13 protein-coding genes are annotated in these 12,844 nt (G+C 57.0%); 1 reads left to right on the top strand and 12 read right to left on the bottom strand.

Annotation, left to right across the window (positions count from 1 at the left end; translation table 11 throughout):
• Positions 1-841: isomerizing glutamine--fructose-6-phosphate transaminase (locus ACILRN_RS11525; protein WP_395688436.1), on the top strand; the 841-nt coding region annotated here is incomplete at its 5' end.
• On the opposite strand, the gene ACILRN_RS11520 is transcribed toward ACILRN_RS11525, so the two are convergent.
• The 12 genes from ACILRN_RS11520 to ACILRN_RS11465 form a co-directional block, all read right to left on the bottom strand.
• Positions 828-3,962: an efflux RND transporter permease subunit gene (locus tag ACILRN_RS11520; protein ID WP_395688435.1), complete on the bottom strand. Its 3,135-nt coding sequence runs from the start codon at positions 3,960-3,962 to the stop codon at positions 828-830. The two genes, ACILRN_RS11525 and ACILRN_RS11520, sit on opposite strands and share 14 nt — an antisense overlap.
• A 3-nt stretch (positions 3,963-3,965) precedes the next feature.
• Positions 3,966-5,099 (bottom strand): efflux RND transporter periplasmic adaptor subunit, encoded by a 1,134-nt coding sequence (locus tag ACILRN_RS11515; protein ID WP_395688433.1) that lies wholly within the window; start codon positions 5,097-5,099, stop codon positions 3,966-3,968.
• Positions 5,100-5,172: 73 nt separating this feature from the next.
• The gene (gene hspQ / locus ACILRN_RS11510; RefSeq protein ID WP_395688432.1) at positions 5,173-5,511 is read right to left on the bottom strand and encodes a heat shock protein HspQ; all 339 of its coding nucleotides are present in this window, start codon (positions 5,509-5,511) and stop codon (positions 5,173-5,175) included.
• 38 nt (positions 5,512-5,549) lie between these two features.
• Entirely contained in the window at positions 5,550-6,731 is a 1,182-nt protein-coding gene (locus ACILRN_RS11505; RefSeq protein ID WP_395688429.1) for an FAD-dependent monooxygenase, read from the bottom strand.
• 53 nt (positions 6,732-6,784) lie between these two features.
• Positions 6,785-7,381, bottom strand: coding sequence for a glutathione S-transferase family protein (locus tag ACILRN_RS11500; RefSeq protein WP_395688427.1), 597 nt, complete (start codon positions 7,379-7,381; stop codon positions 6,785-6,787).
• A gap of 88 nt (positions 7,382-7,469) precedes the next feature.
• Positions 7,470-8,177: a transcriptional repressor LexA gene (lexA, locus tag ACILRN_RS11495; RefSeq protein WP_395688426.1), complete on the bottom strand. Its 708-nt coding sequence runs from the start codon at positions 8,175-8,177 to the stop codon at positions 7,470-7,472.
• 100 nt (positions 8,178-8,277) lie between these two features.
• The gene (gene glp / locus ACILRN_RS11490) at positions 8,278-9,483 is read right to left on the bottom strand and encodes a gephyrin-like molybdotransferase Glp (protein WP_395688424.1); all 1,206 of its coding nucleotides are present in this window, start codon (positions 9,481-9,483) and stop codon (positions 8,278-8,280) included.
• Positions 9,484-9,488: 5 nt separating this feature from the next.
• The gene (gene moaC / locus ACILRN_RS11485; protein ID WP_395688422.1) at positions 9,489-9,965 is read right to left on the bottom strand and encodes a cyclic pyranopterin monophosphate synthase MoaC; all 477 of its coding nucleotides are present in this window, start codon (positions 9,963-9,965) and stop codon (positions 9,489-9,491) included.
• Entirely contained in the window at positions 9,962-10,756 is a 795-nt protein-coding gene (gene trpC / locus ACILRN_RS11480; RefSeq protein WP_395688420.1) for an indole-3-glycerol phosphate synthase TrpC, read from the bottom strand. The genes moaC and trpC overlap by 4 nt, the downstream gene beginning before the upstream one ends.
• Complete coding sequence (gene trpD / locus ACILRN_RS11475; protein WP_395688418.1) at positions 10,756-11,769, bottom strand: anthranilate phosphoribosyltransferase; 1,014 nt, start codon at positions 11,767-11,769, stop codon at positions 10,756-10,758. Before trpD ends, trpC begins: the two co-directional genes overlap by 1 nt.
• Complete coding sequence (locus tag ACILRN_RS11470) at positions 11,766-12,341, bottom strand: anthranilate synthase component II (protein WP_395688416.1); 576 nt, start codon at positions 12,339-12,341, stop codon at positions 11,766-11,768. Before ACILRN_RS11470 ends, trpD begins: the two co-directional genes overlap by 4 nt.
• Positions 12,338-12,844: anthranilate synthase component I family protein (locus tag ACILRN_RS11465; RefSeq protein ID WP_395688414.1), on the bottom strand; the 507-nt coding region annotated here is incomplete at its 5' end. The genes ACILRN_RS11465 and ACILRN_RS11470, both read right to left, overlap by 4 nt.

Genomic DNA, 12,844 nt, shown 5'->3' with positions numbered 1-12,844 from the left:
CCGTTATCGCGAAGCTCCTTTGCCGGAAAACGGTCTTGCCATCGTGGTGTCGCAGTCGGGCGAGACGGCCGATACACTGGCAGCGCTACGCTACTGCAAGTTACTGCGTCAGCGCACGATTGCCCTAGTCAATGTTCCGGAGTCTACCATCGCGCGAGAAAGCGAATTCGTGATGCGTACGTTTGCGGGACCTGAGATTGGGGTCGCATCAACGAAGGCCTTTACTTGCCAGCTCACAGCCCTTGTTTGTCTTGCGATTTTGGCTGGAAAACAACGTCGCACTATAGATGGTGCGCGTGAACAAGAATTGGTCGGCGCACTCATCAAGGTGCCGCGCCAGATGACAGAAATTCTGAAGGATGAGAAACATATAAGCGAGATTGCCAGGATGGTAGCCGGCTACCGGGACGTGCTTTTCCTGGGACGAGGTTTGAACTATCCAATGGCGCTGGAGGGTGCGCTAAAGCTGAAGGAGATATCCTACATACACGCGGAAGGCTATGCCGCAGGCGAGTTGAAGCATGGTCCAATCGCGCTCATCGATGAAAATGTACCGGTGATCGTCATCGCCCCTCACGACGAACTCTATGAGAAGACGATTTCAAACATGGAGGAAGTTGCTGCACGCGGAGGCAAGATCGTATTGCTCACCGATGATCGCGGCCTCAAAGATCACGAGAAGAAATCATTCCACACCATCAGGGTGCCGCGGGCTCTTTCGTTCATGAGCCCATTGCTCTATGCGATACCAGTTCAGTTGCTCGCCTACCACGCTGCCATATTCATGGGAACGGACGTGGATCAACCGCGAAATCTGGCGAAGTCAGTTACTGTTGAGTGATCTGGGAGGTTTTTGGTGAGCGAATTTTCTCGCGCGCCCATTGGAAGATGACGTAAAGAAGAGGTATCAGGAAAATACCCAATATGGCGGCGGACAGCATACCGCCAAACACCGCGGTGCCTACACCACGACGGCTCATCATGCCGGCACCCTCGGCAAGCACAAGGGGTACGAGTCCGGCAATGAAGGCGAAGCTGGTCATCATGACAGCCCGGAACCTTTCGCGAGCGCCTTCGACGGCAGCCTCCGTTATCGTCAGACCTTTGCGTCTAGCCTCCATTGCAAACTCGACAATGAGGATGCCATTCTTAGCGGCCAGGGCGATCAACACAACAAGTCCGATCTGGGCATAGAGATTATTGGCCAGACCGGCCAAGTTGAGTGCCAACATGGAGCCCATGATTCCCGCCGAGACAGAGAGCAAGACGGCGATGGGGATGGTCCAGCTTTCATAAAGGCCGACGAGGAAGAGATAGGCAAAAAGTACAGCCAAGGCGAGGATCATGGTTGTCTTGCCGCCAGCCTCGATTTCCTGAAGTGCTGTGCCTGTCCACTCGTAACCGTAGCCTGCGGGCAGCGTTGCTGCCGCTACATTTTGCATGGCGACGATTGCTTCGCCGGAACTATGGCCTGGAGCAGGGTTTCCGTTGATTGTTGCGCTCAGAGTGTTGTTGAACCGTGAGATAGACTGAGGACCAAGGATCAGACGCGCATCTACAAGTGCTTTGAGTGAGACCATCTCGCCTTTGCGGTTTCGGACCGAGATCTGATAGATATCATCAATTCGCGCTCGGTCGGCGGCCTCGCCTTGCACCATGACCTGCCATGTGCGGCCGAACAAATTGAAGTCATTGACATACGCACCACCGAGTATCGCCTGGAGCGTAGTAAAGAGATCAGAAAGGTCTACGCCCAAGGTTTGCACCTTGTCGCGATCAATCTCCAGGAAGAGCTGAGGTGTGTTTGCCGAAAAGGTAGTAAAAACGCGTGAGAGATGAGGGTCCTGATTGGCGGCAAAGACCAGCCCCCGCGCAGCCTGTGCAAGCGCCACCGGACCCTGGCCGCCCTTGTCTTGGAGTTGAAACTCGAAGCCGCTTCCTGTTCCCAAGCCTATGATTGGCGGTAGGTTGTAGAAGATTACATTGGCGCCCCTGATGCTTGCGCCCAGTGCGTTCAACCTCGCGATGATAGCCCTCGCAGACAGGTCCGGTGTGGATCTCTGGTCGAAGGGCTTCAGCGTAAGAGCCATGAGTGCGGCGTTGGACTTTACCTGCCCGTCAAGCATGCTGTAGCCCACCACGCTCATGACGCCTGCCACGCCCGCTTCTGACTGAGCGAGTTCCGATACCTGCCTGGCTACTTCTGCTGTCACGTTGACGGATGAGCCCTCTGGGACCGCCACTTCTGCGAAGATGGCGCCCTGATCCTCAGCGGGAAGAAATCCGCTTGGAGTTGTTTTGAATAACCAGCCCGTGACAGGGAAGATCACTGCCAGCGCAAGAATCCCAACGAAGCTGACCCGAACCAGCCGCTTCACGACCGCAGCATAACCGTCTCGCGCCAGGTCAATGCCCGCCATGATCTGGCGAATGGGGAAGCGCTTCCTGCCGTGGCCTTGTTTGAGCAGCACGGCGCAGAGCGCGGGTGACAGTGTGAGGGCATTGATTGCTGAAATGATCATGGATACGGTCACAACGACCGCAAACTGCTGATAAAGTTGCCCTGAAATACCAGGAATGAACGCAACTGGCACGAACACGGACATCAGAACCAGCGTAATGGCAATGATTGGTGCTGTGATTTCGCTCATGGCCTGACGAGCAGCTTCGGCCGGCGACCAGTCAGGATGTTCTTCCATTTTGGCCTCGACGGCTTCGACGACGACGATAGCATCGTCGACGACGATACCGATTGCGAGAACCAGAGCGAGAAGAGAAACAGTATTGGCCGAAAAACCGAGTGCGAGCATCACTGCAAAGGTGCCGATCAGGGAAACCGGTACCGCTATGAGAGGAATGAGCGTAGCGCGGGCTGATCCCAAGAACAGGAAGACCACGATCACGACGAGTATGAAGGCCTCCAGGAGAGTCTTGGCGACCTCGTGGATGCTTTCCTCAACAAACTGAGTGGTGTCGTAGTTGATCTGATAGGTCATGCCCTCGGGAAAGCTGTCCCGCGCATTTTCCAATATTTGTCGCACGGCATCGGCACTGGCGATCGCATTGCCGCCCGGAGCTTGATAAATACCAATCACGGCAGCAGGTGATCCGCCGTATCGGCCGCGCGTTTCCAGCGATCGTGCGCCAAGTTCAACTCGGGCGACATCCTTTAAGCGAACGAAGGATCCACCCTCGGTCGCTCTTATCACGACATCTTCGAACTCCTGCACAGTCGACAGGCGCCCCATTGTTGTGATGGCGAGCTGATAGGCCTGATCCGGAAGTGCGGGTTGTGCGCCTATGCGGCCGACGGCGGCCTGCACGTTCTGGCGCTTGAGTGCATTGATGATGTCGGACGGGGTGAGACCGTAATCGGTCAATCTCTGCGGCTGGACCCATACACGCATGCTGTAGTCAGTAGGTGTCAGGAGAGACACGTCGCCTACACCCCTCACCCGCTTCAGGCGATCGAGAAGGTTTATGCTCACGTAATTTGAGAGAAACAATTGGTCGTGCGAATCCGCTGTGGATGTGAATGCAATCAACTGCAGGATTGCCGAGGATTTCTTCATCACGTTCACGCCCTGCGAACGCACATCCTGCGGCAGTTGCGGTTCTGCTAGCTTTACGCGATTTTGGACATTGACCGTGTTGATGTCCGGATCTGTGCCAACAGCAAAAGTAATGGTAAGAGTATAGCTCCCATCGTTGCCACTGGTTGATTTCATGTAGAGCATATTGTCCACACCCACGACCCGAGATTCGATGGGCTGGGCAACGGTTGACTGCACAACCTCAGCGCTGGCACCCGCATAACTGGCAGTTACCGAGACTTGCGGCGGGACGATGTTCGGGAACTGCGCCACAGGTATAACCTGCATCGCTATCAGTCCTGCAATCGTTATGACGAGGGATATTACAACTGCAAGCCGGGGCCGACTGATGAAAAGGCCAGAAATCATGTGTCAGGAGCCTTGAGATACGACGGTCACGCTGACGACTTGTCCCGGACGTACTTTTTGAATGCCTTCGACGACCACGCGGTCTCCGGTCACAAGACCCTTCGAAATCGCAATGCCTTGTTCCGTTTCAGCACCTGGGGTTACTCGTGTCACAGCGATTTTGTCTTCCTTGTCGACTGTGAGAACATAGGTGCCCTGTTGATCGACCTGCAGGGCCTGCGTAGGTATGACGATAGTCGGCTGCGCTGTGGCTGATTGGACGATGGCGGTTACCAACTGACCGTCCGTCAGAAGTGCTTTCGGATTGGGGAAGATAGCTCGCACATTTACTGCGTCTGTGCCTGGGTTGACTGACACGTCAACAAAATCGAGCGTTCCTGTCTCGTCATAGCGGCGGTCTTTACCGAGTTCGAGATACACCGTCAGTTTAGATAAGTCAGCTGCAAAATCTGCTTGCTCCTTGACAGCTATGATGTCGCGCTGGCTTACGGGGAACGTAACTCCGATCGGCGTCTGCGACACGATGGTAGCAAGTGTTCCACTGTTCGGTCCGACGTAGTTTCCGACGGAAAGGCTTGACTTGCCGATGCGCCCATCCAGCGGCGCCTTGATCTCGGTATAGGACAGCTGAAGTTTCGCCTTTGCAAGGTCGGCTTTTGCCTTGTCGAGCGCTCCTTTTGCCTCATCGCGCGCAGCCTGCGCGTCATCGAGCTTGGTTTGAGCGGCTGCTTCCTTGCTCACGAGGGTTGTCTGCCTGTTGAGTTCGATTTCACTCCTGTCAAAGCGGGCTTGAGCGATTGCAACAGCAGCCTGTGCTGCATCTACCGCTGCCTGATAGGGGGCCGGCTCAATGATGAATAGAAGCTCACCTGACTTTACAGCGGCACCTTCCGCAAAGTTTTGTTTATCCAGAAACCCCTCGATACGGGCACGGAGCTCAACCTTCTCGAGCGCTTCAACCCGAGCGCTGAAGCTGACCGACGGGCGGAGGTCCTGCAGCGCAGCCTCTACAACACTCACGGCTGGGAGGGGGGCTTGTGCAGTTGCGGTTGGAGTCTGAGAGTCCTCACAGCCTTGAAGCAGTGGCAACAGGCCGAGGGCTGCCGCCAGCATCGCCCATCGCGCGGTGTGTGTCATCCAGCCCCTCCCGAACCCTTCGATTCCCATTCAGCTGGAATAGGCCAGTCAGCTTTCAAAGAAAAGGGGCAGATCAGTGGTGTGGCCTGCCACGGGGTCGATAGGTTCGTTTGCTGGAGTCGTAGCCATCGAAGTATTCCCGGAGCTGCGGGTGGCGCACAGGTTCGCCGGATTCATCGACCAGCAGGTTCTGTTCCGACACGTAGGCGACGTACTCGGTCTCATCATTTTCGGCCAGCAGGTGATAGAATGGCTGGTCCTTGTGGGGCCGCATGTGTTCCGGGATTGCGTTCCACCATTCCTCCGTGTTGTTGAAAACCGGATCCACGTCGAAAATTACGCCGCGGAATGGAAACAGTCGATGGCGGACAATCTGTCCTATGGCGAATTTTGCTGTCCCTGGATTGCGCATGGATGCTGATTGCCAAGGTTCCTCTGAGAAGGCAAGCGTCAGGGCTGGTAAGCTGCCGAGTAGCCTGATGCCTCAGCAAGCCCATAACGCATGGCGGCACGCCGCAAGGGACCAAACTGCGCCAAAAGCGTCAATCCTGCGGCACGCCCGACCTCCAGTGGCAGAAAACCTGACAGAAGCGAGCGGTTCATCAGGTCGATGACCTGCTGTCGGGGCTGGACGTCTCGCCTGCGCATGGCGTCATAGTCAGCCAGCAGGGAGGCTGCGCCCGGATCGTTCGCACTGGCGATCAGTCCAGCAGCATCGGCAGCATCACGGAACGACATGTTGAGACCCTGCGCACCGATTGGGGGAACGACGTGTGCAGCCTCGCCAATCAGGACGATGCGGTTCTTTGCGAATGATCGCGCGACGAGGCCAGTCATCGGAAACAGCCGCCGGGGTCCTATATCCGCAATGCGGCCGAGACTGCCGTGCGTACCAATCTGGATCTCTGTGGCCAGGTCCCGGTTGGACAGCGCCATCAATTCCGCGGCGCGCGCAGGCCGTTCCATCCAGACGAGGGCTGAACGCAAACCGGGCATGGGTACCGTTGTAAATGGACCTGCCCGCTTGTGATATTCGGTTGACATCCCGTCATGAGGCCCGGAATGGGCAAAACTCGTTACCACTGCAGCTTGATCATAGGTCCAGCTATTGGTTCTGATACTGGCTGCCTCCCTGAGTAGGGACCCCCTCCCATCCGCAGCGATGACGACCGAAGCTTGAACAAGCATGCCGTTCGAGGTCTTTACCGTAACGTGGTCGGGTCCTGATCGTGCTGATATTGCGTCCGAGTTGACGTGGCAGACCCCTAGCTCCCGGGTGCGAGCGAGCAGCGCTGGGACGAGAAGGCCCAAAGGAAAGTTCCAGCCGAAAGCTTCTGCGCCAAGTTCTGCAGCGTCAAATGTAATGGTTGGTGCGACCAATGCAGCGCCCGTGTCATCGACGAGACGGAGCCTGCGCAGAGGCTCTGTTTGCGACTTCAACACCTCTGGCCACAAGCCGATCCGGCTGAGTACCCCAAGAGAGGGCATCATCAAGGCCACCGTGCGTGGATCGCTGACATCGCCTGATTGTTTGGCCACGAGACACACGCGCCGGCCATCTGCTGCGATCAGGCAGGCTGCAGCGAGGCCTGCAGGCCCGGCCCCCACAACAATCACATCGTATTCAACCATTGCTTGATCATGGGGCTTGGAGCAGGCAGCACGCAAGGTTCGTCTTGCCGCAGCTATCTGCCCGCCAGCGATGTCTGTTTCATGCTGTCCCTATCTGAAAAGGTCGCATGCCATCTGTCCAGTTTGGGGCGACCGTCCCGCCATGCAATGTTTGGAAGGCGAAAATCCATGTAGGCCAGCGCTACGCCAACCGAAACCGAGCCTGCATTGACTGGGTCGAGCTCATGGATCCAGTGGGTCTCGATTTCATCGAAGGTGGCTTGCAGCCTGGTAATCGTTCGCGCCATCCACTCCTTCCATTGCAGTCCCTTGGGTCGACTGGCGGTTTCGTAACGATAAGCAACGGCAGAGTCTGCTAACCCCTGGCCAAGTGCCAGAAGCTTCAGAACGCGAAAACGCCCTGGCGCCTCAGCCGGAAACAGCGACCTGTTTCCGGCCACATGGCAAAGATACTCCATGATCACGCGGGAATCATACAGTCCTTCGCCCTCATCCGTTTCAAGGATCGGAACCTTGCCGATTGGTGAGAGGCTTGCCAGCCGAGCGTTTACTTCGGTTGGCTTGACCGGTTCCGCGATCGTTTTGATCCTCGCGCCAAGTCCGGCCTCATGGCCCGTTACCACCGCCATGCGCACGAAAGGGGAGATCATGTCTCCAAAAATAATCATCGCTGCGCAAGCTCCCCGTGTGAAGGATGGACCGTGGTTTAGGCCAAATGGCAACCGCTTGGAAGAGGCCTCAGTATTTGCGGAGCAGGCCTACCAGACGGCCTTGCACCCGAACCCGGTCAGGTCCAAAGATCCGAGTCTCATATATGGGATTTGCTGCCTCGAGAGCGACCGAGTCTCCCTTTCGCCGAAGCCTCTTGAGGGTCGCCTCTTCGTCATCCACCAAGGCAACCACGATATCGCCATTATGGGCAGTGTCCCCCTTGCGGATGATCACGGTGTCACCATCAAAGATGCCGGCCTCGATCATCGAGTCCCCCTTCACTTCCAGTGCGAAGTGTTCGCCGCCCGTGAGCATCTCCGGAGGAACCGCGATATTTGCGGAATGATCCTGAATTGCAGAGATCGGCACGCCAGCTGCGATCCGGCCCATAAGCGGCAACACTGCTGCCCTTGGCGCCCCGTCCTGCGTGGCGGCTACCGGTTTGACCCGGCCAAGACTGCCCTGTATGACGTTTGGTGTGAAGCCAGACGCCTTGCGTGGCGCCAGGCTGGGGGAGTGGCTGTCGGGCAACTTCAAGACCTCAAGTGCTCGCGCCCGGTTCGGCATTCGCCTCAAAAACCCCCGTTCCTCAAGGGCGACGATCAATCGGTGAACACCGGACTTCGACTGAAGGTTGAGCGCTTCCTTCATCTCCTCAAAAGAGGGCGGAACGCCTTCCTCTTTGAGCCGTTCATTGATAAACAGGAGCAATTCCAGTTGTTTGCGTGTCAACATCGGCAGAAAACCTCACAGCTTGGAGCGTGAATCGGAACAAATCCAAAACACAGATAGCCGTACTCATTTAGTTCTGCAAGTGTTTACTTTCTGTAACCGCTCAGAACTCAAGACGTAAGATCTCCACGACGTCACCCTCTTTTGCCGCCGGAGCGTGCGGCGGTCGAATGATCAGGGCATCGGCCTCCCGAAATTGTCGCTGCATTGAGGAATCCTGGGCTGAGAAGGCTGTGGCAACCAGCTGTCCATCCTGCGATATGGCAAGCCGGCTTCGAACATAATCCTGGCGGCTGTCATTTGCCTTTAGCGCTGAGCCCAGCCGCGCTCTGATGGCGTCATCGATATGTGACTGACCAAGCAGAGTGGCAATCAGCGGCAACAGAAAGAGCCGCGCGCAAACCTGTGCAGAGACTGGATTTCCAGGCAATCCAATAACATGCTGGTTTTTTCTACGGCCATACATGAAGGGTTTTCCTGGTCGCATTGCGATTTTCCAGAAGTCAATCTTCACTCCACTGTTTTGCAGCGCCTGCTGCATGAAATCATGATCTCCCACCGAGGCGCCACCAGTGGTTAGCAGAATGTCGGCCTTTGAAGCGCGGCCGATCGCTCGTTCCGTGGCGCGCAAATCATCGCCAACGATGCCGAGATCCACAACCGTGGCGCCAAATTTGATGGCCATTGCTGCCAGAGCATGACTGTTTGAAGACACGATCTGGTCTGCTTTCGGCCTTTCACCGGGTCGCACCAGTTCATCGCCAGTCGCAAGGATGGCGACCCTGGGCCGTGTCCGGACGGCCAGGACCGCGGCGTTTGCAGCGGCAGCAACACCAATGTCACGTGCACCGAGAACTGTTCCAGGGTGGAGGACAATCTCCCCGCGCCGAAAGTCAAGGCCGGCTGCCCGCACATGCTGGTGAGAGGAGGCTGATTGGAGGATCTGCACCGTTCCATCAGATAGCGGCTTCGCATTTTCCTGAATGACCACGGCATCCGCACCCTTTGGAAGCGGCGCACCCGTGAAGATCCGGATGCAGGAGCCTTGCTTCAGCCTCGCGGAAAAGCCATGCCCGGCAGCAGATTGCCCGGTCACCCTCAGTATTGTGGGCGTTTGGGCCACATCTGCTGACATAACCGCGTAGCCATCCATGGCTGATGCAGCGAAGGGCGGTTGACTGCGTCGTGCCGTCACCGGTCTGGCCAAGACCCGCCCCAGGGCCTCGTCGAGGCGCACCATTTCGATCGGTACCGCTTTGACGCCTTTGAGAATGCGGTGTCGTGCCTCCTCAACTGGTAGGAGCGCCATGTGGATTACTCCGCTACGAAATGGCCAGATTTGCCGCCTGACTTCTCAACAAGCCGCAAATCAGCGATCCGCATTGCCCGATCGACAGCCTTGCACATGTCATAGAGAGTCAGGCAGGCAACTGAACAGGCTGTCAGCGCTTCCATCTCGACACCCGTCTTGCCTTCGACCTTCACCGTTGCCAAAACGTGAATGCATGCCTCCTGCGTGTCTGGCTCCAGCTCAACGCTCACCTTGTTGATCAGGAGCGGGTGACAAAGCGGTATCAATTCATGTGTCTTCTTCGCCGCCATGATTCCGGCGATCCGCGCCGTGGACAGAACATCGCCCTTGGCTGCCTTGCCCTCCAGAATGAGAGCGAGAGTTTCCGGTCGCATTACGACTTTGGCGCGTGCCGTTGCGGTTCGTGACGTCGACGTCTTCTCTGACACGTCGACCATGTTGGCGCTTCCGGTGGCATCAAGATGAGTCAGCTTCATCATGGCTTTGACAGAATGGCTTTCGTTGCGGCGGTCACATCCTCCTGTCGCATTAGACTTTCCCCAATGAGAAAGGCACTGACGCCAACATCGGCGAGACGCGCCAGGTCGCGCGGCGAGAAAAGTCCACTTTCACCAATCACCAAACGATCCTTGGGAATGAGCGGAGCGAGACGCTCGGTCGTGGAAAGCGAGGTTTCAAACGTATGCAGGTTGCGGTTGTTGATGCCAATAAGACGTGAACGAAGCCGCAATGCGCGATCGAGTTCCTGCTCGTCGTGTACCTCAATCAACACGTCGAGACCGAATTCACGCGCGGCTGCCTCAAGATCGGCAGCACGCTCATCATCAATCATCGCCATGATGAGCAGAATGCAGTCGGCGCCCCAGGCACGGGCCTCGAGCACTTGCCAGGTATCCAGCATGAAGTCCTTGCGCAGTGCCGGCAGCGCGCAAGCATCGCGGGACATGGCCAGGAAATCGGGAGATCCCTGGAAAGAAGGGGCGTCTGTGAGGACAGACAGGCAAGCAGCCCCCCCGGCTTCATACGCGCGCGCAAGTGCCGGAGGATCGAAGTCTGCCCGGATCAATCCCTTTGACGGACTGGCCTTCTTGATTTCGGCAATCAGTGCCCAGTGACCGGCAGAAGTCTTCTTAATTAGTGCCGTCTCAAAACCTCTTGTGGGGGAAGCGGCCTTGGCGCTCGCGAGCATCTGGGATACAGGTATTGCCTTCTTGGATGCAGAGACTTCGTCGCGCTTGTAAGCTGCAATCTTGTCGAGGATTGTTGCCATCAGCTGTTTGATACCTTGACGAGCCTGCTGAGAGCGATCTCTGCGTTTCCGCCGTCAATAGCTTGCTGCGCCAGTTGAACGGCTTCCCGAAGGTCAGAACTCCGCTCGGCGACGAGCAGCGCTGCAGCTGCCGTCATTACTGCCGCATCACGGTAGGCCGAGGGGCGACCCGCCAGAACTCCACGAAGCGCTTCTGCGTTATACGCGGCGTCACCGCCGTTGAGTTGATCGGGAGATGCGCGATTGAGCCCCGCCATCTCCGGGGTTATATCGAAGTTTCTGATCTGTCCATTTTTCAATTCTGCGATCCATGTAGTTCCGGTGGGAACGATCTCGTCTACGCCACCTTCGCCATGACAGATCCAGCATGCCTCGCTTCCGAGGGCCTTCAGCACGCGGGACAGCGGGTCCAGCCATTGCTTCGAGAACACACCTGTCACCTGACGCTTCACGCCGGCAGGATTCGAGAGGGGACCCAGCAAGTTAAAGATCGTCCGAGTGCCAAGCTCGACACGTGAAGGGCCCACGTGCTTCATCGATGAATGGTGAGCGGGGGCGAACATGAAACCGACCCCCGCTTCATTTATGCAATCGGTGATTTTTTCCGGTGGGAGGTCGATCTTCACGCCTAACGCCGTCAGCACGTCGGCTGCGCCTGAGCGTGACGACAAAGCGCGGTTGCCATGCTTGGCAACCTTGAGCCCAGCCCCTGCAGCGATAAATGCGGCACAGGTTGAGATATTGTAGGAGCCCGACGAGTCGCCTCCTGTCCCGACAATGTCGATGGCGTCTGCAGGAGCAGGGACCCGCAGCATCTTCTCGCGCATGATCTCAACAGCACCGGTGATTTCGTCCACCGTCTCACCACGCACCCTAAGCGCCATCAAGAGGCCACCGATTTGTGCGGGAGTGGCAACTCCGGACATCATAATCTCGAAGGCTTGCCGTGCTTCATCGCGAGTCAGCGGTTCCGCTGCTGCTGCCTTGGCGATCAGTGGCCTTAGATCCGTCATGGTTGAGATCTCACGAGTGCTAGGAAGTTTTTCAATATGGCATGACCATGTTCGGAGGCGATACTCTCAGGATGAAACTGAACGCCATGGAGATTGCGGCTCTTATGCTGCAAGCCCATGATGAGGCCGTCCGTCTCCGCGGTAATCTCGAGGCAGTCCGGCAAGCTGTCGCGCGCGACCATGAGGGAGTGATACCGCGTGGCTGTAAAGTCTTGGGGAAGACCGGAAAACACACCCTTGCCGCTATGGTGGATGGCGCTTGTCTTGCCGTGCATCTGCTGCGGTGCCCGCACCACCTTGCCACCGAAGCACTGCCCGATCGCCTGAAGTCCAAGGCAAACCCCGAAAACGGGTATGGTTTCGGAGGCCTTGTCGATTAGTTCCAGGCATATGCCAGCCTCATTGGGGGTCGCCGGACCAGGCGAGATCACAATTGCCTCAGGTCTGGCAGAAATCACCTGGCCAACACTCACCTTGTCATTGCGGTGAACGATCGTCTCAGCACCAATGTCGCCTAGGAAGTGATAAAGGTTGTAGGTGAAGCTGTCGTAGTTGTCGATCAGGATGATCATTGCGCTCTCCTGCCTCGGCCCGCAAATCGAACCGCTTCCTCAGCGGCGCGAAATAGAGCCTTGGCTTTGTTGACGCATTCCTGATGCTCGCTTTCGGGCACGCTGTCGGCTACCACGCCTGCGCCCGCCTGCACATACATCTTGCCATCCTTGACAATCGCCGTGCGCAGAACGATGCAGGTGTCCATCTCGCCGCTGGCTGAGAAATAGCCCACACAACCGGCATAGATGCCCCGCTTGTTCTTCTCCAACTCGTCGATAATTTCCATCGCCCGAACCTTGGGCGCTCCGGATACGGTCCCAGCTGGGAAGCCCGCCACGAGCGCGTCGATGGAATCGTAGCGGGGGCCGAGCCGGCCCTCAACATTGGACACGATGTGCATCACCTGGCTGTAGTACTCAAGGATGAACTGATCGGTAACCTTGATGCTTCCGATCTCTGAAACTCTGCCCACGTCGTTCCGGCCGAGATCCAGAAGCATCAGATGCTCTGCGCGTTCCTT

It is taken from the genome of Aestuariivirga sp. (genome assembly GCF_044238155.1).
Taxonomy (GTDB): domain Bacteria; phylum Pseudomonadota; class Alphaproteobacteria; order Rhizobiales; family Aestuariivirgaceae; genus Aestuariivirga.
The sequence above is the reverse complement of the archived record's forward strand: the minus strand, read 5'-3'. Positions and strand labels throughout refer to the sequence as shown.

What these genes read in the sequence shown, in the direction of transcription:
- ACILRN_RS11520 (WP_395688435.1), bottom strand. Translation starts at nt 3,962, where the DNA reads ATGATTTCTGGCCTTTTCATCAGTCGGCCCCGGCTTGCAGTTGTAATA.
- ACILRN_RS11515 (WP_395688433.1), bottom strand. Translation starts at nt 5,099, where the DNA reads ATGACACACACCGCGCGATGGGCGATGCTGGCGGCAGCCCTCGGCCTG.
- hspQ (WP_395688432.1), bottom strand. Translation starts at nt 5,511, where the DNA reads ATGCGCAATCCAGGGACAGCAAAATTCGCCATAGGACAGATTGTCCGC.
- ACILRN_RS11505 (WP_395688429.1), bottom strand. Translation starts at nt 6,731, where the DNA reads ATGGTTGAATACGATGTGATTGTTGTGGGGGCCGGGCCTGCAGGCCTC.
- ACILRN_RS11500 (WP_395688427.1), bottom strand. Translation starts at nt 7,381, where the DNA reads ATGATCTCCCCTTTCGTGCGCATGGCGGTGGTAACGGGCCATGAGGCC.
- lexA (WP_395688426.1), bottom strand. Translation starts at nt 8,177, where the DNA reads ATGTTGACACGCAAACAACTGGAATTGCTCCTGTTTATCAATGAACGG.
- glp (WP_395688424.1), bottom strand. Translation starts at nt 9,483, where the DNA reads ATGGCGCTCCTACCAGTTGAGGAGGCACGACACCGCATTCTCAAAGGC.
- moaC (WP_395688422.1), bottom strand. Translation starts at nt 9,965, where the DNA reads ATGATGAAGCTGACTCATCTTGATGCCACCGGAAGCGCCAACATGGTC.
- trpC (WP_395688420.1), bottom strand. Translation starts at nt 10,756, where the DNA reads ATGGCAACAATCCTCGACAAGATTGCAGCTTACAAGCGCGACGAAGTC.
- trpD (WP_395688418.1), bottom strand. Translation starts at nt 11,769, where the DNA reads ATGACGGATCTAAGGCCACTGATCGCCAAGGCAGCAGCAGCGGAACCG.
- ACILRN_RS11470 (WP_395688416.1), bottom strand. Translation starts at nt 12,341, where the DNA reads ATGATCATCCTGATCGACAACTACGACAGCTTCACCTACAACCTTTAT.